General features: G+C 61.4%; 15 protein-coding genes. 4 read left to right on the top strand and 11 right to left on the bottom strand.

Features of this window, described 5'->3' with window-relative positions; translation table 11 throughout:
• Nucleotides 1-122 precede the first annotated feature (122 nt).
• Together AACU78_RS18790 and rimO are read right to left on the bottom strand one after the other, a co-directional pair.
• On the bottom strand, nt 123-590 hold the full coding sequence (locus AACU78_RS18790) for a GNAT family N-acetyltransferase (protein ID WP_106577228.1): 468 nt from the start codon (nt 588-590) through the stop codon (nt 123-125).
• Between the two features lie 95 nt (nt 591-685).
• Nucleotides 686-2,026 (bottom strand): 30S ribosomal protein S12 methylthiotransferase RimO, encoded by a 1,341-nt coding sequence (gene rimO / locus AACU78_RS18785; protein WP_106577227.1) that lies wholly within the window; start codon nt 2,024-2,026, stop codon nt 686-688.
• 289 nt (nt 2,027-2,315) lie between these two features.
• On the opposite strand from rimO, the gene AACU78_RS18780 reads away from it, so the two are divergent.
• The 3 genes from AACU78_RS18780 to AACU78_RS18770 all read left to right on the top strand — a co-directional run bounded on the left by AACU78_RS18780 (nt 2,316) and on the right by AACU78_RS18770 (nt 5,938).
• Entirely contained in the window at nt 2,316-4,217 is a 1,902-nt protein-coding gene (locus AACU78_RS18780) for a potassium transporter Kup (protein ID WP_106577226.1), read from the top strand.
• 126 nt (nt 4,218-4,343) lie between these two features.
• On the top strand, nt 4,344-5,450 hold the full coding sequence (locus AACU78_RS18775) for an NADH:flavin oxidoreductase/NADH oxidase (protein ID WP_106577225.1): 1,107 nt from the start codon (nt 4,344-4,346) through the stop codon (nt 5,448-5,450).
• A gap of 302 nt (nt 5,451-5,752) precedes the next feature.
• Nucleotides 5,753-5,938 carry a hypothetical protein gene (locus AACU78_RS18770; RefSeq protein ID WP_106577224.1) on the top strand — a complete coding sequence of 62 codons (186 nt, stop codon included), beginning with the start codon at nt 5,753-5,755 and terminating at the stop codon, nt 5,936-5,938.
• 50 nt (nt 5,939-5,988) lie between these two features.
• On the opposite strand, the gene AACU78_RS18765 is transcribed toward AACU78_RS18770, so the two are convergent.
• The 9 genes from AACU78_RS18765 to AACU78_RS18725 form a co-directional block, all read right to left on the bottom strand.
• Nucleotides 5,989-7,614: a glucan biosynthesis protein D gene (locus tag AACU78_RS18765; RefSeq protein ID WP_106577223.1), complete on the bottom strand. Its 1,626-nt coding sequence runs from the start codon at nt 7,612-7,614 to the stop codon at nt 5,989-5,991.
• Between the two features lie 356 nt (nt 7,615-7,970).
• The gene (locus AACU78_RS18760; protein WP_106577222.1) at nt 7,971-9,833 is read right to left on the bottom strand and encodes a flavin monoamine oxidase family protein; all 1,863 of its coding nucleotides are present in this window, start codon (nt 9,831-9,833) and stop codon (nt 7,971-7,973) included.
• 141 nt (nt 9,834-9,974) lie between these two features.
• Nucleotides 9,975-11,399 (bottom strand): gamma-aminobutyraldehyde dehydrogenase, encoded by a 1,425-nt coding sequence (locus AACU78_RS18755; protein ID WP_106577221.1) that lies wholly within the window; start codon nt 11,397-11,399, stop codon nt 9,975-9,977.
• 170 nt (nt 11,400-11,569) lie between these two features.
• The gene (locus AACU78_RS18750) at nt 11,570-12,379 is read right to left on the bottom strand and encodes an ABC transporter permease (protein ID WP_106577220.1); all 810 of its coding nucleotides are present in this window, start codon (nt 12,377-12,379) and stop codon (nt 11,570-11,572) included.
• On the bottom strand, nt 12,369-13,298 hold the full coding sequence (locus tag AACU78_RS18745) for an ABC transporter permease (RefSeq protein WP_106577219.1): 930 nt from the start codon (nt 13,296-13,298) through the stop codon (nt 12,369-12,371). The genes AACU78_RS18750 and AACU78_RS18745 overlap by 11 nt, the downstream gene beginning before the upstream one ends.
• A gap of 1 nt (nt 13,299) precedes the next feature.
• Nucleotides 13,300-14,334, bottom strand: coding sequence for an ABC transporter ATP-binding protein (locus AACU78_RS18740; protein ID WP_106577218.1), 1,035 nt, complete (start codon nt 14,332-14,334; stop codon nt 13,300-13,302).
• Nucleotides 14,335-14,533: 199 nt separating this feature from the next.
• A complete protein-coding gene (gene ydcS / locus AACU78_RS18735) occupies nt 14,534-15,685 on the bottom strand; it encodes a putative ABC transporter substrate-binding protein YdcS (RefSeq protein ID WP_106577217.1) in 1,152 nt (383 codons plus the stop codon).
• Between the two features lie 72 nt (nt 15,686-15,757).
• Nucleotides 15,758-17,215, bottom strand: a complete 1,458-nt coding sequence (locus AACU78_RS18730; protein WP_256586942.1) for a gamma-aminobutyraldehyde dehydrogenase — start codon at nt 17,213-17,215, stop codon at nt 15,758-15,760.
• A 133-nt stretch (nt 17,216-17,348) separates the two neighbouring features.
• Nucleotides 17,349-18,260 carry a LysR family transcriptional regulator gene (locus AACU78_RS18725; RefSeq protein WP_003209548.1) on the bottom strand — a complete coding sequence of 304 codons (912 nt, stop codon included), beginning with the start codon at nt 18,258-18,260 and terminating at the stop codon, nt 17,349-17,351.
• 168 nt (nt 18,261-18,428) lie between these two features.
• On the opposite strand from AACU78_RS18725, the gene AACU78_RS18720 reads away from it, so the two are divergent.
• On the top strand, nt 18,429-19,136 hold the full coding sequence (locus tag AACU78_RS18720; RefSeq protein WP_106577215.1) for a tellurite resistance TerB family protein: 708 nt from the start codon (nt 18,429-18,431) through the stop codon (nt 19,134-19,136).
• The last annotated feature ends 110 nt before the right edge of the window (nt 19,137-19,246 follow it).

Here is a 19,246-nt window from a genome sequence, read left to right as displayed (position 1 = left end):
AATACACGGTTCACACTGTGGGAGCGGGCTTGCTCGCGAAGGCGGTGTATCAGCCCAAGGTGTGCTGATGAGGCTGCCGCTTTCGCAGGCAAGCCCGCCCCCACATTTTATTCTGTGTTGCGTCAGCCTCTGCGCAGTTGCTGCTGGCGTAAACGCATGTGCAGCAACGGATATGGCTGGCCCAGGCCGTCATGCTCTGCGCGGCCGATCACCTCAAAGCCCTGCTTGAAGTAAAAGCCCAGGGCCTGGGGGTTCTGTTCGTTGACGTCCAGTGTGTCGGCGTTCATGTGCTCGATCGCGTAACGCAGCAGTTGTCGGCCAAGGCCCTGTCCACGGTGTTGCGGGTCGATAAACAGCATCTCGACCTTGCCTGAGGCCACCCCGGCGAACCCGGTGATGCGTTGGCGCGCGTCCTTGGTGCAGATCAGCATCACCGAGTCGAGGTAGCGCGTCAGCACCAACTCCTTGAGCAACACGATGTAGCTGTCCGGCAAAAAGTCGTGGGTCGCCCGCACCGAATCTTCCCAGAGCTGCGCCAGGTGCGCGAAGTCGCTGAGTTTGGGTGTATGAATTGCCGAAAGCTGACGCATGCCCGCTGCCTCTTGCCTGTTTCTACGCCAATGGGCAAACGATAGACCTAAAAAAGCCCCGCATCTTGTCCAGAGGCGGGGCTTTTAAGGTTTTTTTAGTCGCGCTTGACGGCCCACAGGTCGTATTCGTCGGCGTCGGTCACGGTGCACCAGACCTTGTCGCCCGGCTTCAAACCGCTGGCATCGTCGATAAACACGTTACCGTCGATTTCCGGCGCATCGAAGAAGCAACGGCCTACGGCGCCTTGCTCGTCGACTTCGTCGATCAGCACTTCGATCTCCCGGCCGATGCGCAGTTGCAGGCGTGCCGAGCTGATGGCCTGCTGGTGCGCCATGAAGCGCTCCCAACGGTCTTGCTTGACCTCATCCGGCACGATGGCTGCGTCGAGCAAATTGGCCGGAGCGCCTTCCACCGGCGAGTACTGGAAGCAACCGACGCGGTCCAGCTGCGCTTCGGTCAGCCAGTCCAGCAGGTACTGGAAGTCTTCTTCGGTTTCGCCGGGGAAGCCGACGATGAAGGTGGAGCGGATGATCAGCTCCGGGCAGATCTCGCGCCAGTTCTTGATGCGCGCCAGGGTCTTGTCTTCAAAGGCCGGGCGTTTCATGGCCTTGAGGATTTTCGGGCTGGCGTGCTGGAACGGGATGTCCAGGTACGGCAGGATCTTGCCGGCGGCCATCAACGGGATCAGCTCGTCCACGTGCGGGTACGGATAAACGTAGTGCAGGCGCACCCATACGCCGAGGCTGCTCAAGGCTTCGCAGAGTTCGGTCATGCGGGTTTTCACCGGCGCGCCGTTCCAGAAGCCGGTGCGGTATTTCACGTCGACGCCGTAGGCGCTGGTGTCCTGGGAAATCACCAACAGCTCTTTGACGCCGGATTTGACCAGGCGCTGGGCCTCGTCCAGCACATCACCCACCGGGCGGCTGACCAGCTTGCCGCGCATCGACGGGATGATGCAGAAGCTGCAGCTGTGGTTGCAGCCTTCGGAAATTTTCAGGTACGCGTAGTGGCGCGGGGTCAGCTTGATGCCTTGCGGCGGCACCAGGTCGATCAGCGGGTTGTGGTCCTGACGCGGCGGCACTACGTCGTGCACGGCGTTGACCACCTGCTCGTACTGCTGCGGGCCGGTCACGGCCAGCACGCTTGGGTGCACGTTGCGGATAGCGCCTTCTTCCACGCCCATGCAGCCGGTGACGATGACCTTGCCGTTTTCCTTGATGGCTTCGCCAATCACTTCCAGCGACTCAGCCTTGGCCGAGTCGATGAAGCCGCAGGTGTTGACCACCACCACGTCAGCGTCCTGGTACGTGGACACGACGTCATAGCCTTCCATGCGCAGTTGCGTAAGGATGCGCTCGGAGTCGACCAGAGCCTTCGGGCAACCCAGGGATACAAAGCCGACCTTGGGGTTGGCTTTTGCGATGGTGGTGGACATGTCTAACCTCGGTATTGAATGGCGCCGCCAGTCGGGCACGACACGGCGGTAGACGGGCGCTTGGTGCGCCTCTGATCAAAAAGTGCGCAATTCTAGCGACGGGCAACGCACTTGACCAGCTTTATACGGGGAAATGCGACGAGTGCTGCGCTATGCTTCGCGCCGTTGCACATGGGTAAAACCCTTGGGTCAATAAAACGTCTGTTACGAGAAGTAAAACAGCGCATGCTACGGTCAGCTTAGACGCGTTGTTTATAAAAGACCTTGGGTCAAAGGGCAGGAGTGGTTGATGGGTCAGGCAAATAGTCAGGCGGCAGGTGCCGAGCATTCCAATGCAAAGCCGATTGGCATGCTGGTGGCGGCAGTCGGGGTGGTTTACGGCGATATCGGTACCAGCCCGCTCTATACCCTTAAAGAAGTGTTTACTGGTGGTTACGGAGTTCAAGTCAATCATGACGGGGTCTTCGGCATTCTGGCGCTGATTTTCTGGTCGCTGGTGTGGGTCGTCTCGATCAAGTACGTGCTGTTTATCCTGCGCGCGGACAACCAGGGCGAGGGCGGCATCATGGCCCTGACGGCGCTGGCGCGGCGTGCGGCGTCGCCCTACCCCAAATTGCGTTCGGTGCTGGTGATCCTTGGTCTGATCGGCGCGGCGCTGTTTTACGGCGACAGCATGATCACCCCGGCGATCTCGGTGTTATCGGCGGTCGAGGGCCTGGAACTGGCCTTTGATGGCCTGGAGCGTTGGGTGGTGCCGCTGTCTTTGGTGGTGCTGGTGGGCCTGTTCCTGATTCAGAAACACGGCACCGACCGCATCGGCAAACTGTTCGGGCCAGTGATGGTGGTGTGGTTCCTGGTACTGGCCGGGCTCGGCATCCATGGCATTGCGCAACATCCGGAAGTTCTTAATGCACTGAACCCGGTGTGGGGCGTGCGCTTCTTTGTCGTCCACCCCGGCATGGGCGTGGCGATTCTCGGCGCGGTGGTGCTGGCGTTGACCGGTGCCGAAGCGCTGTACGCCGACATGGGCCACTTCGGCCGCAAGCCGATTGCGCGCGCATGGTTCGCGCTGGTGCTGCCGGCGCTGGTGCTCAACTACTTCGGCCAGGGCGCCTTGCTGCTGGAAAACCCGGAAGCTGCGCGCAACCCGTTTTACCTGCTGGCGCCGGACTGGGCGTTGATCCCGCTCGTGGCACTGTCGACCCTGGCCACGGTAATTGCCTCCCAGGCGGTGATTTCCGGCGCGTTCTCGCTGACCCGCCAGGCCATCCAGTTGGGTTACATCCCGCGCATGCATATCCAGCACACCTCCAGTGCCGAGCAAGGCCAGATCTATATTGGCGCGGTGAACTGGTCGCTGATGGTCGGCGTGATCCTGCTGGTGCTGGGCTTCGAATCTTCGAACGCCTTGGCCTCGGCGTACGGCGTGGCAGTGACGGGCACCATGCTGATCACCAGCATCCTGGTGTCGGCGGTAATGCTGCTGCTGTGGAAATGGCCGCCCGTGCTGGCGATTCCGGTGTTGATCGGCTTCCTGTTGGTCGATGGCCTGTTCTTCGCCGCCAACGTGCCCAAGATCGTGCAGGGCGGTGCCTTCCCGGTGTTGGCGGGGATTGTGCTGTTTATCCTGATGACCACGTGGAAACGCGGCAAGGAACTGCTGATGGACCGCCTCGACGAGGGCGGCCTGCCGTTGCCGATCTTCATCAGCAGTATTCGCGTGCAGCCGCCGCATCGCGTGCAGGGCACCGCGGTGTTCCTCACCGCGCGCCCGGACGCCGTGCCCCACGCGCTGTTGCACAACCTGCTGCACAACCAGGTGCTGCATGAGCAAGTGGTGATGCTGACGGTGGTCTATGAAGACATTCCGCGTGTGCCGGCCTCGCGGCGCTTTGAGGTGGACGCCTATGGGGAAGGCTTCTTCCGGGTGATCCTGCACTTCGGGTTTACCGATGAGCCGGACGTGCCCGAAGCACTCAAGCTGTGCCATCTGGACGACCTGGATTTCAGCCCGATGCGCACCACCTACTTCCTCAGCCGCGAAACGGTGATTGCCTCGCGCATCAAGGGCATGGCCCGTTGGCGTGAAAGCCTGTTTGCCTTCATGTTGAAGAACGCCAACGGCAACCTGCGCTTCTTCAAACTCCCGGTCAACCGGGTGATCGAGCTGGGCACCCAGGTCGAAATGTAAGCCGCTGCTGCACGGGAGCCGGCAATCGGCTCCCGTTTTCCATCTGAACCCTGTGCAAGCCACCGTTGTCGACTAGGCTCTAGGCACTGTTTGAATAGTGCCCACAGAACCCAGAAGAGGTGCGCCATGAGTCAGCTGCTCGAACCCTACACCCTCCGCCAATTGACCCTGCTCAACCGGATTGCCGTCTCGCCGATGTGCCAGTACTCATCCGACGATGGCCTGGCCAATGACTGGCACCTGGTGCACCTTGGCAGCCGCGCCGTGGGCGGCGCCGGGCTGATTTTCACCGAAGCCACCGCCGTGACCGCCGATGGCCGCATCACTGCCCAGGACCTGGGCCTGTGGAACGACGCACAAATCGAACCGTTGCAACGCATCACGCGTTTCATTGCTGCCCAAGGCGCAGTGGCAGGCATTCAACTGGCGCACGCTGGGCGCAAGGCCAGCACTCACCGGCCGTGGATCGGCAAGCACGGCAGCGTCAAGCCGGAAGAGGGCGGCTGGGTGCCGGTTGGGCCTTCGCCGATTGCCTTTGATCCCAACCACACCCAGCCCAAACCATTAGATGACGCGCAAATCCAGCAAGTGATCGCCGACTTTGTCGCCGCTGCCAAACGCGCGCTTACGGCGGGTTTCGAGGTGGTGGAAATCCATGCGGCCCACGGTTACCTGCTGCATCAATTCCTGTCGCCCATCAGCAATCAGCGCCAGGACCACTACGGTGGCTCGTTTGAAAACCGCATACGGCTGGTGCTGGAAGTAACCCAGGCTGTGCGTGAGGTCTGGCCACAGGAATTGCCGCTGTTTGTTCGCGTGTCGGCCACCGACTGGGTGGAAGACGGCTGGAACCCGGATGAAACCGTGGAACTGGCGCGCCGCCTCAAAGACCTGGGCGTAGACCTGATCGACGTGTCGTCCGGCGGCACCGCCGCCAACGCCGAGATCCCCACTGGCCCCGGCTACCAGACGCGCTTTGCCGAGCGGGTGCGCAAAGAGTCGGGCATCGCCACCGGCACGGTCGGCATGATTACCGAGCCGGCCCAGGCCGAGCACATTCTGCGCACGTGTCAGGCCGATATCATCTTCCTGGCCCGCGAGCTGTTGCGTGACCCGTACTGGCCGCTGCATGCCGACGATGACTTGGGCGGGCGCCAGGCGACGTGGCCGGCGCAGTACCAACGGGCGACCCATCGTGATCAGCCGATTCATGAGTCTGATCTGCGCGACTGATCAGCGCCTGGTTCACCGAAACCCACCCTGACCCGGTGGGTTTTTTCTTGCGCGCGTTTCTTACAACTTCCAGCGCTGGCGGTTGCTGCGTGCGAAAGGGTTGTAGGTCTTTGTTACCTAAGCGAATTATTTAAGTTAATACTCTAAAAAAATCCCACACGTGACGAGATTGTTTCTACGCTTAAGGTAAGTCTGATTTCTGGCCCAGGGAGTCAGTCGGTGTGTCCGCGAAGGCATTGCGCCTCAGGGAAGGTGGGTGATGGGCGACAGGAGTCTTAGATCGATATCAGGAGAAACAGTCCATGGCCAAGTCCTATGGTGTAGCGGGTGTGGTGGCGTCTTTTCTGACCCGCAGGATGTTCTTGCGTGGCCGCAGGTTGAGTTCGGATGAAGCCGAATTGCTGGCGCAATATCGCGCCCTGACCGAAAACGATCAGGTCGCGATGCGGTATCTGATAGGGGCGATGAAGAGTGTGTCGCGGTTTTAGACAACCCTTTAATCGCGTGGGCGCTGGCTAGCCAGCCCCCACGTTGTGGGTCAGGTGTACTTGCGCTTGTCCGGTGCAGGCGGGAAGTACTGGTACAACCAGGTTTCACTCAAGGTGCGGTCCTGGGTGCGGATAAACAGCCGCAATTCCACCGGCTCGACGCTGTCGCTGGTCGGGTACCAATCGAACAGAATGCGATAGCCCTTGATGTTGTCGAGCACCAGCACGCTGAAGTCTTTCACTTCACCGTGCGAGCAAGTCACCACGGGCTCGATGCCGGTGCCGGCCGGCAGACGGTCCAGGCCGCCGCCCTTGAAGTCCACGGCAAAGCGGCGCGCCCACACTTCGGGGTAGTGTTCGCCCGGTGCCCAACCTTCGGTGAAGCCGCCCATGCCTGAACGGGTGGCATCGACTTGCGCCAGCGGCGTGCTCACCGGTGGCAATGCGCTCCAGTACAGCTTGTAGCCATAGTTGAGCGAATCGCCGGCGGCCACGGGCTTTTTCGGGGTCCAGAAGGCCACGATGTTGTCCAGGGTTTCGCCGGTGGTGGGGATTTCCAACAGGTCGATGGAGCCTTCGCCCCATGCGGTCGTTGGTTCAACCCACAGGCTTGGGCGCTTGCTGTACCAGTCGACGGTGTCCTGGTAGCTGGCGAACTCATGGTCGGTCTGCACCAGGCCGAAGCCTTTCGGGTCGGTGTCGGCGAACGCGTTGAATTGCAGTGTGGCCGGGTTGTTCAGCGGGCGGCAGATCCACTCGCCATTGCCGCGCCACATCGCCAGGCGGTCAGAATCGTGGATTTGCGGGTGGATGGTGTCGCACATGCGGCGTTCAACGGTGCCGCAGCTGAACATGCTGGTCATCGCCGCGATGCCCAATTGTTCGATGGCGGTGCGCGCATTGATGTTCGCGTCGATGGCCATCACCACCTGATTGGCCTGGCAATCGATGTCGAAGCGGTAGGCACCGGTGGCGCTCGGCGAGTCGAGCAGGGCATAGACCACAAAATGCGTGGCGTCCTTGGCCGGGGTTTCGAACCAGAACTGCGTAAAGTCGGGGAATTCTTCGCGTTTTTTCGCGTAGGTATCAATCGCCAGGCCACGTGCGGAAAGGCCGTACTGGCCGGTGGAATCCACCGCACGGAAGTAGCTGGCGCCAAGGAACGACAGCACGTCATGGCGATCCAGCTCCGGCGCCTTGAACAGCTTGAAACCTGCGAAACCCAAGTCGCCGGTCAGTTGCTTGGTGTCCACCGTGGTTTTTTCATAGTTGAACAACGACGGGCGGAAATGCACCTCGCGGGCTTCACGGGTCTTGGGGTCGACGCTGTGCATGCGCACCGGCGTCTTGAAACCCATGCCGACGTGGAAAAACTGCACGTCGAGCTGGCCGTTCAATTCCTTCCACAGCGAATGGTTGCCGTCGTAGCCGATGGCATTGAAATTCTGCGGCGTCATGTTTGCCAGGGTCGGCGGCAGCACCTGTCTGGTGTCTTTATACGCGGAGCCGGCGAGCTGTTTGGCCTGGGCTTTGAGTGTTTCAAAGTCAAACGCCACGGCCTTGCCATCGGCGGCACGGTTACCGGCCCAGGCCTGCGCGGCCAGCAGGCCACTGGCCGACAAACCGGTGTAAGCCGCAATGGCCATGGACGCTTTAAGCAAATTCCTGCGGTGCATAGAGACAACCTGTCGTGAGCAAATCCCGCGCCGTTCCTGGCACGTGCTGGATCAGAAATAACGGTTCGGACATGCCTTCGGCCAAACGCAACGGACTATAAACAGACGCCGGATAGCTTAAGCGGTTCGGTGACGTAGGAAAATTGATTGATGGCGGCGTGATGGCCTTGCATGTGAAACAAGTTATTTCCGGGGGCTCGGTCCAACACCTCACTCAAAAATGATGACGAGCCAATGTGGGAGCGGGCTTGCTCGCGAAAGGTTTGAATCAGTCATTAAATCCCGAGACTGACACAGCGCATTCGCCAGCACGCCCGCTCCCACAATGGGACCTGTATTGGCCTATAGGCCTTATTTCAGGCTACTTCACCCACCGCCCGATACGCCTCATCAATCGCCGCATGCGCATACGCGCTCCACGCCGCATCCGAGTTGGCGATGCTCACATGCCCCACCGGCTTTTTCGCCAGCTTCATCCACGCCTCACTGTCATTGGCGTCATCGAACAAGCTGTTGGAGAACGTCGCATAACCGTGTGACCAGCGGTTGACAGTGATCGCCAGAATGTCGGTCTCGTGGTTGAACCCACCCGGGCCGAGCATGCGTTGCAACTGATCCCGCAATTGCGCTTCCAACTGCTCGAACGTCTGCCCGTACAGCTTGCCTCGCCCGGCGCGCGCCTGGTCGCGAGCGTTCATGCCGCTGTTGGGGCTGGTCGGTACGTACACCATGTGCAAGCCAATCGGCTGTGTCGGGTCGCGCGGGTGATCGTAGCCACCCATGCTCACCGGGTAGTCCAGTTTGATGCGGCTGTAAGGCTGGGTCGCCGCATAAATCTCATGCACGCCCAGTTTCTGGAACGACTGCCAATTACGGATCACCACTTTGGTGTAGACCAGCGGGTATTTCACGTTTTGGCTCAGCGCATGCGCCTGCGCTGCCGGCAGGTCTTTGAGCAGGTACGGAATCATCATGTTGTAGCAGGCCAGGATGCAGCGTTTACCGCGCACCTGTGCGAGTTGGCCGCCACGGCTGTAGCCGATGTGCACGCCATCGCCGACGTTGCGCACACTCACCGCCGTGCTGTTGAGTCGCAGCCGTACCGCGGCCTTGGGCTGGTCGAGCTTGGCGTAGTCGAACGCCGCCAACACGATATCGTCCATGGTGTGCCCCGGCGCCACGCCCGGGATCAGGCTGCGCACCAGCAGGCGTGCCACCGACGCGTTGCCATCCGGGAAGTGGTAGATGTAGGGCTCTTCCATTTCCGCCGCCGCTTCTTCGCTGATCGGCGCCAGGTTCATCCCGCCGAAGCCTGGGAAACCTACGCTGTAAGCATCGGCCGACGCCACCGCATCAATGCTCAACGCCATGAAGTCATTGGTGCGGCTTTGGAAGTACTTCACCGCGCCTTCCGACAACCCGACGTTCTTGAGCAGAAAATCGCGGTAGCTGGTGGCGGCAAGGTAGGCGGCTTTTTCCTCTGCGGATTTACCCGCCAGGTAATCCTTGGGCGCCGTGTGCAGCTCGATCAATGCCTGACGGTCTGCCGGCGGCAAGGGAAAGTCATTGATGAAGTCACTGATGGCGCGCGCGTTCAATTGGTCCGGGGCGATGTCGTCGGCCACCATCGGCGTCGGGTCGCCGGTCACCAGCTTGTCTTCGCCGAAGTTTTCCTTGTCGAAGAACACCCCGCGCGACAGCCCCAGGCCAGGGTAGAACTGGCGGTCGAAGGCGGTTTCGAAACGCTGGATATTCACCCCGAGCTTTTTCAGCAAGCCATTCACGTGTTGACTGTAGAGGTGTTTCGGCGACTGGAAGGCCTCACTGCCGCCGTAGCCGATGATCATGCGGCCACCGGCCTGGAATTCATTGCGCTTGGCGTGGCCGCCGAAGTCGTCGTGGTTCTCCAGGATCAGGATTTTCGCCTTCGGGTGCTTCTCGCGATAGAACCAGGCGGCCGACAAGCCACTCAGGCCGCCGCCGACCACCACCAGGTCATAGTCCTCGGTGATGGGCAGTTGCTCGGTGGCGAACACCTTCTTTTCCCAGCCCATCTGGTGTGCCACCTCGAACGAGCCGACATGGCTGCCGCGCAAGCCGGTGAGGGCGGGTGGGTAGTAACGGCCATCGGGCGCGGCCTGGAGCAATTGCAGCGGGGTCATGCTGGCGGCAAGGGTAATAGCGACGCCGTTGAGGAAGTCGCGGCGGGTGATGTCCATGGGAAAGAACCTGCAAATTTTTATTGTTATAAGAAGATCCCTTGCGGGAACGGGCTTGCTCGCGAATACGGTGTGTCACTCCACACAGGAGTGCCTGATGGACCGCATTCGCGGGCAAGCCCGCTTCCACAGGGCAGGGTGTCAGTGCTTGAACATCACATGCCGGACGGTGGTGTAGTCCTCCAACCCGTACATGGACATGTCCTTGCCATACCCGGACAGTTTCTGACCGCCGTGCGGCATTTCGCTGACGAGCATGAAGTGGGTGTTCACCCAGGTGCAGCCATACTGCAGGCGTGCGGCCAGGCGATGGGCACGGCCTACATCGGCGGTCCATACGGACGACGCCAGCCCGTAGTCCGAATCATTGGCCCAACCCAATACCTGCGCTTCATCGGTGAACCTGGTCACCGACACCACCGGGCCAAATACCTCGCGGCGCACGATTTCATCGTCCTGTTGCGCATCCGCCAACACCGTAGGCTCAAAGAAGAACCCATTGCCTTCCACCGCCTTGCCACCCGTGACCAGGCGGATGTGCGACTGAGCCACGGCGCGTTCAACAAACCCGGCCACGCGGTCGCGGTGTTGTGCGGTGATCAGCGGGCCCAGCTCGGTGGCCGGGTCATCCTGCAAGCCGTACTTGATGCTGGCGACTGCCGCACCGAGTTTCTCGACAAACGCCTCGTAGATGTCTGCCTGGGCATAGATGCGGCAGGCGGCGGTGCAGTCCTGGCCAGCGTTATAGAAGCCGAAGGTGCGAATGCCTTCGACGGCCGCGTCGATGTCCGCGTCATTGAAGATGATCACCGGCGCCTTGCCGCCCAGCTCCATGTGCATGCGCTTCACGCTGTCGGCGGTGCTGGAGATGATGTTCGCACCGGTGGCGATGGAGCCGGTCAGCGAGACCATGCGCACTTTCGGGTGATTGACCAGCGGGCTGCCCACGGTCGGCCCACGGCCAAATACCAGGTTGAGTACACCGGCCGGGAAGATTTCCGACGCCAGTTCGACCAGGCGCAGCGCTGTCATCGGGGTTTGTTCCGACGGCTTGAGCACCACGGTATTACCGGCGGCGAGTGCGGGGGCGATTTTCCAGGCGACCATCATCAGCGGGTAGTTCCACGGCGCGATGGACGCGATCACGCCCACCGGGTCGCGGCGGATCATCGAGGTGTGGCCCGGCAGGTATTCACCGCCGGCCGAACCGCTCATGCACCGGCTGGCGCCGGCGAAGAAACGGAACACGTCGGCAACTGCCGGGATCTCGTCGTTCAGCGCGGCGCTGTAGGGTTTGCCGCAGTTGTCCGATTCAAGCTTGGCCAGTTCTTCGCCATGGGCCTCGATCGCGTCCGCGAGTTTGAGCAGCAACAGCGAGCGATCTTTCGGCGCGGTTTGCGACCAGCCTTCGAAGGCTGCATCGGCCGCGCGCACGGCGGCGTCGACCTGGGCTTCGCTGGCTTCCTTGATTTCCGCCAGCACGCGGCCGAGTGCCGGGTTGAATACCGCTTGGGCCGGGCCTTCGCCTTCGACCAGATGGCCGTTGATCAGTAATTTGGTTTGCATGGTTCAGCTCTCCACCAACTATCGTTATTTCCTTGAATTAACTGGCTCTAAATGTGACAGGGGGACTTGCCCCCGATAGCAATCTTCCAGTCACACCCTCTACAACTGACCCACTGCCATCGGGGGCAAGCCCCCTCCCACATTTGAACCGTGTTCCTTCAATGGCACCGTTATTTACCGCCACTCCCGGCCACGCTTTCACCGCCGCGTGTCAGGTAATAGGCACCGAGAATCGGGAACATCGTGACCAGCATCACCAGCATCGCCACCACGTTGGTCACCGGCACATCGCGAGGGCGACTCAGCTGGTTGAGCAGCCACAGCGGCAAGGTGCGCTCGTGGCCGGCGGTGAAGGTGGTGACGATGATTTCGTCGAACGACAGCGCAAACGCGAGCATGCCGCCGGCCAGCAGCGCCGAGCCCAGGTTGGGCATGATGATGTAGCGGAAGGTCTGCCAGCCGTCGGCGCCCAGGTCCATCGAGGCTTCGATCAGGCTGTGGGACGTACGGCGCAAGCGCGCGATGACGTTGTTGTAGACGATCACTACGCAGAAGGTCGCGTGGCCGACGATGATGGTGAACATCCCCGGCTCGATCCCCAGCGTCTTGAACGTCGCTAGCAGCGCGATACCGGTGATGATCCCCGGCAGCGCAATCGGCAGGATCAGCATCAGCGACACGCCTTGCTTGCCGAAGAACTCACGGCGATACAACGCGGCCGAAGCCAATGTGCCAAGCACCATGGCGATCAGGGTGGCGATGGCGGCGATCTGCAGCGACAGCTTGATCGCTTCCAGTACGTCCGGCCGGGCGAAGGCCACGCTGAACCACTTCAGGGTAAAGCCCTGGGGCGGAAAGCTGAACGCGGCTTCTTCGGTGTTGAAGGCGTAGAGAAAGATGATCAGGATCGGGAAATGCAGGAAAACCAACCCGCCCCAGGCCGCGATTTTTAAACCCAGTGAGGCTTTTTCAGAGTGCATCGAAGGCCCCCAGACGTTTGACGATGGACAGGTAAACCGCGATCAGCACGATCGGCACCAGGGTGAATGCAGCGGCCATAGGCATGTTGCCGATGGCGCCTTGCTGCGCGTAGACCATGCCGCCGACGAAGTACCCCGGCGGGCCCACCAGTTGCGGCACGATGAAGTCGCCCAGGGTCAGCGAAAACGTGAAGATCGAGCCGGCAGCAATGCCCGGCACCGACAGCGGCAAAATCACCTGCATGAAGGTCTGGCGCGGCTTGGCGCCCAAGTCGGCCGAGGCTTGCAGCAGCGACGGCGGCAAACGCTCCAGCGAAGCCTGGATCGGCAGGATCATGAACGGCAGCCAGATATAGACGAACACCATGAATCGCCCCAGGTGCGAGGTGCTCAAGGTGCTGCCGCCCACGCCGGGAATGCCCAGCACGAGCTGCAACAGCGGCTCCAAGCCCAAATGCTGCACGAACCACTGCGCCACGCCGCCCTTGGCCAGCAGCAAGGTCCAGGCATACGCCTTGACGATGTAGCTGGCCCACATCGGCATCATCACCGCGATGTAGAAAAACGCCTTGGTCTTGCCGGTGGTGTAGCGCGCCATGTAGTAGGCGATGGGGAAGGCCACCACGGCACTGGCGATCGACACCACAATCGCCATGCTCAAGGTGCGCACGATGATGTCGAAGTTCGACGGCTGGAACAGCGCGGCGAAGTTGGCCAGGGTCAGGTCTGGCGTGACCGCCATGGTGAAGTCGTCAAACGTGTAGAAACCTTGCCACAGCAGGGTCAGCAGCGAGCCCAGGTAGATCGCGCCGAACCAGATCAGCGGCGGTATCAACAGCATCGCCAGGTACAGGTTGGGCTTTTTATACAGCAGGTTCGAAAACCTGCGCATCGGCGGTTGGGAAAGGGCCAGGCTCATGTCACACCTCGCCTGCGGTATCGGTCAGCGGGGTCATGGCTTCCCGCGCCCAGCGCGCGGTGATCGACTGGCCGACCTGATGGCCGCTGCTGATGTCCAGCCATTGGGTGTTGGCCTGGCTGATGTTCAGCGCCTGGCCGTTTTCCAGTTTCAACTCATAGCGGGTGGCGCTGCCCTGGTACTGAATGTCGTGCAGCACACCGCTGATTTCGACGTCGCCGACGCCCAGCGGGCCTTCGGCAAAACGCACGTGTTCCGGGCGAATCGAGAATGGCTGCGCACTGCCGCTGAGGCGCTGGGCCAGCTCGCCGCGAATCACGTTGGAGGTGCCGACAAACTCGGCGACGAAAGTGGTCGCCGGTTTCATGTACAGGTTGCGCGGGGTATCGACCTGTTCAATGCGGCCCTTGTTGAACACGGCCACGCGGTCAGACATCGACAGCGCTTCGGTCTGGTCATGGGTGACGAAGATGAAGGTGATGCCGAGCTGGCGCTGCAGCTTTTTCAGCTCGCTTTGCATTTGTTCGCGCAGCTTCAAGTCGAGGGCGCCCAGCGGTTCGTCGAGCAGCAACACGCGGGGGCGGTTGACCAGTGCGCGGGCCAGGGCCACCCGTTGGCGCTGGCCACCGGAGAGCTGCACCGGCTTGCGCTCGCCATAGCCGCCGAGGGCGACCATGCCCAAGGCTTCTTCGGCGCGGTTCAGGCGTTCGGTCTTGCCGATGCCTTTGACCTTGAGGCCGTAGGCCACGTTGTCGCGCACATTCATGTGTGGGAACAGTGCGTAATCCTGGAACACGGTGTTCACGTCGCGCTGATACGGCGGCAAGCCGGCGGCTTCCTCGCCATGAATACGGATCGAGCCCGCGCTCGGCTGCTCGAACCCGGCAATCAGGCGCAGGCACGTGGTCTTGCCGGAGCCGGAAGGGCCGAGCATGGAAAAGAACTCGCCGTCCTGGATATCGATGCAAACCCGGTCAACGGCTTTCACTTCGCCGAACTGACGGGAAACGTGGGTGAATTGGACTGCAAGCGTCATGGTGCGGTGCTCCAAAAAGGCGCGGGTCGTCGCAGCGGCCCGGCCTGGACTTCTGAAAAATCAAAACATCTGTGAATGCGGTCAATGTGGGAGGGGGCTTGCCGCCGATAGCAGTTGGTCAGTGACCGATAGGTTGGCTGACACATCGCTCTCGGGGGCAAGCCCTCTTCCACAGGGGATCTATGCCGTCTGCAAGGTCTTACCTGCCGCCCATGATCGCGATGTAATCCTGGGTCCAGCGGCTGTACGGCACGAACTTGCCGCCTTCAGCCTGCGGGGTTTTCCAGAAGGCGATCTTGTCGAACTGGTCGAAGCCGTTGGTCTTGCACCCTTCGGCGCCCAGCAGTTCACTTTCCTTACAGGCCGCAGGCACCGCCGGCAGTGAGCCGAACCAGGCAGCGACATCGCCCTGGACTTTGGGCTGCAGCGACCAGTCCATCCACTTGTAGGCGCAGTTCGGGTGCTTGGCCTCGGCATGCAACATGGTGGTGTCCGCCCACCCGGTGGCGCCTTCTTTGGGGATGGTCGAGGCAATCGGCTGCTTCTCGTTGACTAGGCCGTTGACCTGATACGGCCAGGCGCTGGAGGCCACCACGCCTTCGTTTTTGAAGTCGCTCATCTGTACGGTGGTGTCGTGCCAGTAGCGGTGGATCAACGGTTGCTGGGCGCGCAGCAATTCGAGCACGGCCTTGTACTGGGTTTCGGTCAGCTCGTACGGGTTCTGGATGCCCAGTTCCGGCTGGGTGCTCTTGAGGTACAGCGCCGCGTCGGCAATGTAGATCGGGCCGTCATAGGCTTGCACGCGGCCCTTGTTCGGCTTGCCGTCCGGCAGGTCCTGCGCCTGGAACACCACATTCCAACTGGTGGGCGCGGTCTTGAACACGTTGGTGTTGTACATCAACACGTTCGGGCCCCACTGGTACGGAGTGCCGTACGTTTGCTGGCCGACCACGTACCACGGGGCATCCTTGAGACGCGGGTCGATGTTTTTCCAGTTCGGGATCAGCGCCGTATTGATCGGCTGCACGCGCTTGCCGCCGATCAAGCGTAGCGACGCGTCGCCGGAAGCGGTGACCAAGTCATAACCGCCCTTGGCCATCAGGCTGACCATTTCGTCGGAGGTGGCGGCGGTTTTCACATTGACCTTGCAGCCGGTTTCCTTCTCGAAACCAGTGACCCAGTCGTAGGCCTTGTCGCTTTCGCCACGTTCGATGTAGCCGGGCCAGGCGACGATATCCAACTGGCCTTCACCGGCGCCCACCGCCTTGAGCGGTTCGGCGGCCTGCAGGCTGGCGCTGGCCAGCAGCGCGGTGGTCAGGGCACTGAGCAGTGCGGTCTTGTGCGCAGACATGGGGGTTCCCTCTTCTTTAATTATGGTCGGGGCAGTTTGTGCAGCAGGTAATGCGTGAGCGTCGTTGTTGTTTTAAAGGTGCTGGCCGTGGCGGGCCATGATGTGGCGCACCACGCTGTAGTCCTGCAGCGAATCGCTGGACAGGTCTTTGCCATACCCCGAGCGCTTCAAGCCGCCGTGGGGCATTTCGCTGGCCAGCATGAAATGACTGTTGATCCAGGTGCAGCCGTATTGCAGGCGCGACGCCACTTGCATGGCCTTGTCCAGGTTCTGGGTCCAGACGGAAGAGGCCAGGCCGTATTCGGAGTCGTTGGCCCAATCCACCGCCTGTTCCAGTTCGTCGAAGCGGGTCACGGTAACCACCGGGCCAAACACTTCGCGCTGCACGATTTCATCGTTCTGTTTGCAACCGGCCAGCAGGGTTGGCTGGTAATAGAAGCCGGCGCCGGAGTGCACGGCCGCACCGGTGACGCGCTCGATATGCGGCTGGCCAAGGGCGCGCTCGACAAAACTGGCGACGCGGTCGCGCTGGCGCGTGCTGATCAGCGGGCCGAGCTCGTTGTCGGCATCGCGCTTGCCGGCAAAGCGCAGGCTGCTGACGGCAGCGCCGAGGTCGGCGACCAATTTGTCGTGAATGCCGGCCTGGGCATAGATGCGGCAGGCGGCGGTGCAATCCTGACCGGCATTGTAGTAACCGTAGGCGCGCACGCCCTCGACCACGGCCTGCAGGTCGGCGTCGTTGCACACGATCACCGGCGCCTTGCCGCCCAGTTCCAGGTGCGTGCGTTTGAGGGTTTTGGAGGCGGCCTGCAGAATCTTCTGCCCGGTGACGATATCGCCGGTCAGCGAAACCATGCGCACTTTGGGATGGCTGACCAAGTGACTGCCAACGCCTTCACCGCCGCCACACAGGATGTTGATCACCCCGCGCGGCAGCAGGTCCTTGAGGACGGGGGCCAGGGCCAGGATCGACAGCGGCGTATGTTCTGACGGTTTGAACACCAGCGTGTTACCGGCGGCCAGTGCCGGGGCGATTTTCCAGGCGGCCATCATCAGCGGGTAGTTCCACGGCGCAATCGAGGCGACGACGCCAATCGGGTCGCGGCGCACCATGCTGGTGTAGCCGGGCAGGTATTCGCCGCTGAGTTGGCCGGTCTGGCAACGCACGGCACCGGCGAAAAAGCGGAATACATCCACGGTGGCGCTCAAATCATCCTGGCGCGCCAGGTGCAAGGGCGTGCCGCAGTTCAGCGATTCCAGGCGGGCGAGGTAGTCGGCTTGTTTTTCAATGGCGTCGGCAATCCCCAGCAGGATGTTCGAGCGTTGCTGCGGCGTGGTCCGCGACCAACCGGCAAAGGCGCGATGAGCGGCGACGATAGCGCTTTCGACTTGCTCGCTGCTGGCTTCGGCAATCTGGGTGAGGACTTCACCGCTGGCCGGGTTGATGATCGGCTCGCCAAGCCCCTGGCCCTGGACCAGTTCGCCGTCGATCAGCAACGCAGTGAGCAGCGGGGTGGGCGCGCCGGACATTTTTCGCGATCTCTTTTCTTGTGTGGCCATGGGCGTTCTCTTACAAGGCGCCTGACCTTCTCTTATGGGATAGGCAGAGACTAGAGGTCAGGCGCGAGGTCAACAAATACTAAATACTGAAAGTAGCATTCGATTAAATAGATGGCTTGCGCGGATGTGGCTGTTCGCGGGCCACCGTCAGGAATGGATCAACCAGCGCCGGCCGCGCGGTGCCGCGGCGCCAGGCCAGGCCCACGTCGAGGGTCTGGCTGAGGTCGGCAATCGGCCGCGCTTCAATAATGTCGCCCTCAAGCGACCAGGGGCGGTAAGTCATGTCCGGCTGGATCGACACGCCGAGGCCGGCGGCCACCAGGCTTCGCACGGCCTCAGTGGAGGCGGTGCGCAAGGTCACGCGCGGTTGCAGGCCGGCGCCGGTCCACATCCGTTGTGCGTTGTGGCCCATTTCATCCACGTTCAGCTGAATCAGCGGTTCGCGCGCCACATCGGCGAGGTTGATGCTGTCGTGTTCCAGCAGCGGATGCTGGGCCGGCAGCCATAAACGGTGGGGCGAGTGGGTCAGCACTTCGGTCTGCAGGGCGTGGCGGTCTTCAAGGTTGGAGAGGATCAACACGCCGACATCGATTTCGCCGCTGACCAGCAGGTGCTCGATGTACGGCCGTTCATCCTCCATCACGCGGATTTCCACATTCGGGTAAGCGCGTTGAAAGCGCGTGAGCAAGTCGGCGAGGTAATAGCCGGCCACCAGGCTGGTCACGCCGATGATCAACTGGCCGGCCACTTGGTCGGTGCTCTGTTGCAGGCTGCGCTTGGCGTTGTCGACGGTGGCGAGGATCAGGTGCGCCTGGCGCAGAAACTGATGGCCCTGATGGGTCAGGGTCATGCCCTTGGCGTGGCGGTTGAACAGGTTGACGCCGATTTCCTGTTCCAGTTGCTGGATCGCCAGGGTCAGGGTCGACTGGGAAATAAACGCCGTTTGCGCGGCGGCGGAGATCGAGCCAGTCTCGGCCACGGCGATGAAGTGCCGGATTTGACGCAAGGTCATCATGCTGGAATTACCAGTGGGGTATTTTTATAGATTTTCCCGAGTGTATATCGTTTTAATCGAAGGGCAGTGGCGTTACATCTGGAAGCACTCTAGATCGCGGCTTTTTGGCACTTAGTTTTACGCTGGCGACCTATTACTCCTACAAACCCAAGTGCCTGGAGGCTGCGAATGAATACCCGTGGATTGCTCGATCAGTTGCTCAAATCTGGCCAGGACATGTTGCAGAAGAAAGCCGGCGGCCAGCCCAAGTCCGACGACAAGGGCGCTCTCGGCGGGCTGCTCGGCACTGGTGGCCTGGGCAGCCTGCTCGGTGGCGCAGGTGGCGGGGCCCTGGCGGCGGGGGCCATGGGCTTGCTGCTGGGTAACAAGAAAGCGCGCAATTTCGGCGGCAAGGCCCTGACCTATGGCGGCTTGGCGGCCTTGGGCGTGATTGCCTATAAGGCCTACGGTAATTGGCAGGCGCAACAGGCCAATGCGCCCCAGGGTGAGCCGCAGACCATCGACCGCCTGCCACCGGCCCAGGTCGAGCAGCACAGCCAGGGCATTCTTAAAGCGCTGGTTGCAGCGGCCAAGGCCGACGGGCATGTGGATGAGCGTGAGCGCGCACTGATCGAAGGCGAGTTCACCAAGCTGGACGACGACCGTGAGCTGCAAAGCTGGCTGCACGCGGAGTTGAACAAACCCCTGGACCCGGCCGATGTGGCGCGCGCGGCAAGCACCCCGGAAATGGCCGCCGAGATGTACATCGCCAGTGTGATGCTGGTAGACGAAGAGAATTTTATGGAAAAGGCCTATCTGGATGAATTGGCGCGCCAGCTGAAACTGGAACCCGGCTTAAAGGCCGAGCTGGAAAAACAGGTGCGGCTCAACTCATAAACCCAGGCTGTTCACACATCAAAAAAGGTGGGAGGGGGCTTGCCCCCGATGGCGGTCCATCAGTTGCAGATATTTCAACTGAGCGACTGTCATCGGGGGCAAGCCCCCTC

The sequence above is a fragment of the Pseudomonas sp. R9.37 genome (assembly GCF_963878885.1).
Classification (GTDB): Bacteria; Pseudomonadota; Gammaproteobacteria; order Pseudomonadales; family Pseudomonadaceae; genus Aquipseudomonas.
The sequence above is the reverse complement of the archived record's forward strand: the minus strand, read 5'-3'. Positions and strand labels throughout refer to the sequence as shown.

Coding starts and splice junctions, on each gene's coding strand:
- AACU78_RS18755 (WP_106577221.1), bottom strand. CDS start 11,399: ATGCAAACCAAATTACTGATCAACGGCCATCTGGTCGAAGGCGAAGGC.
- AACU78_RS18725 (WP_003209548.1), bottom strand. CDS start 18,260: ATGATGACCTTGCGTCAAATCCGGCACTTCATCGCCGTGGCCGAGACT.
- AACU78_RS18745 (WP_106577219.1), bottom strand. CDS start 13,298: ATGAGCCTGGCCCTTTCCCAACCGCCGATGCGCAGGTTTTCGAACCTG.
- AACU78_RS18775 (WP_106577225.1), top strand. CDS start 4,344: ATGAGTCAGCTGCTCGAACCCTACACCCTCCGCCAATTGACCCTGCTC.
- AACU78_RS18765 (WP_106577223.1), bottom strand. CDS start 7,614: ATGCACCGCAGGAATTTGCTTAAAGCGTCCATGGCCATTGCGGCTTAC.
- AACU78_RS18750 (WP_106577220.1), bottom strand. CDS start 12,379: ATGCACTCTGAAAAAGCCTCACTGGGTTTAAAAATCGCGGCCTGGGGC.
- AACU78_RS18720 (WP_106577215.1), top strand. CDS start 18,429: ATGAATACCCGTGGATTGCTCGATCAGTTGCTCAAATCTGGCCAGGAC.
- AACU78_RS18740 (WP_106577218.1), bottom strand. CDS start 14,334: ATGACGCTTGCAGTCCAATTCACCCACGTTTCCCGTCAGTTCGGCGAA.
- AACU78_RS18780 (WP_106577226.1), top strand. CDS start 2,316: ATGGGTCAGGCAAATAGTCAGGCGGCAGGTGCCGAGCATTCCAATGCA.
- AACU78_RS18770 (WP_106577224.1), top strand. CDS start 5,753: ATGGCCAAGTCCTATGGTGTAGCGGGTGTGGTGGCGTCTTTTCTGACC.
- AACU78_RS18760 (WP_106577222.1), bottom strand. CDS start 9,833: ATGGACATCACCCGCCGCGACTTCCTCAACGGCGTCGCTATTACCCTT.
- AACU78_RS18730 (WP_256586942.1), bottom strand. CDS start 17,215: ATGTCCGGCGCGCCCACCCCGCTGCTCACTGCGTTGCTGATCGACGGC.
- AACU78_RS18790 (WP_106577228.1), bottom strand. CDS start 590: ATGCGTCAGCTTTCGGCAATTCATACACCCAAACTCAGCGACTTCGCG.
- rimO (WP_106577227.1), bottom strand. CDS start 2,026: ATGTCCACCACCATCGCAAAAGCCAACCCCAAGGTCGGCTTTGTATCC.
- ydcS (WP_106577217.1), bottom strand. CDS start 15,685: ATGTCTGCGCACAAGACCGCACTGCTCAGTGCCCTGACCACCGCGCTG.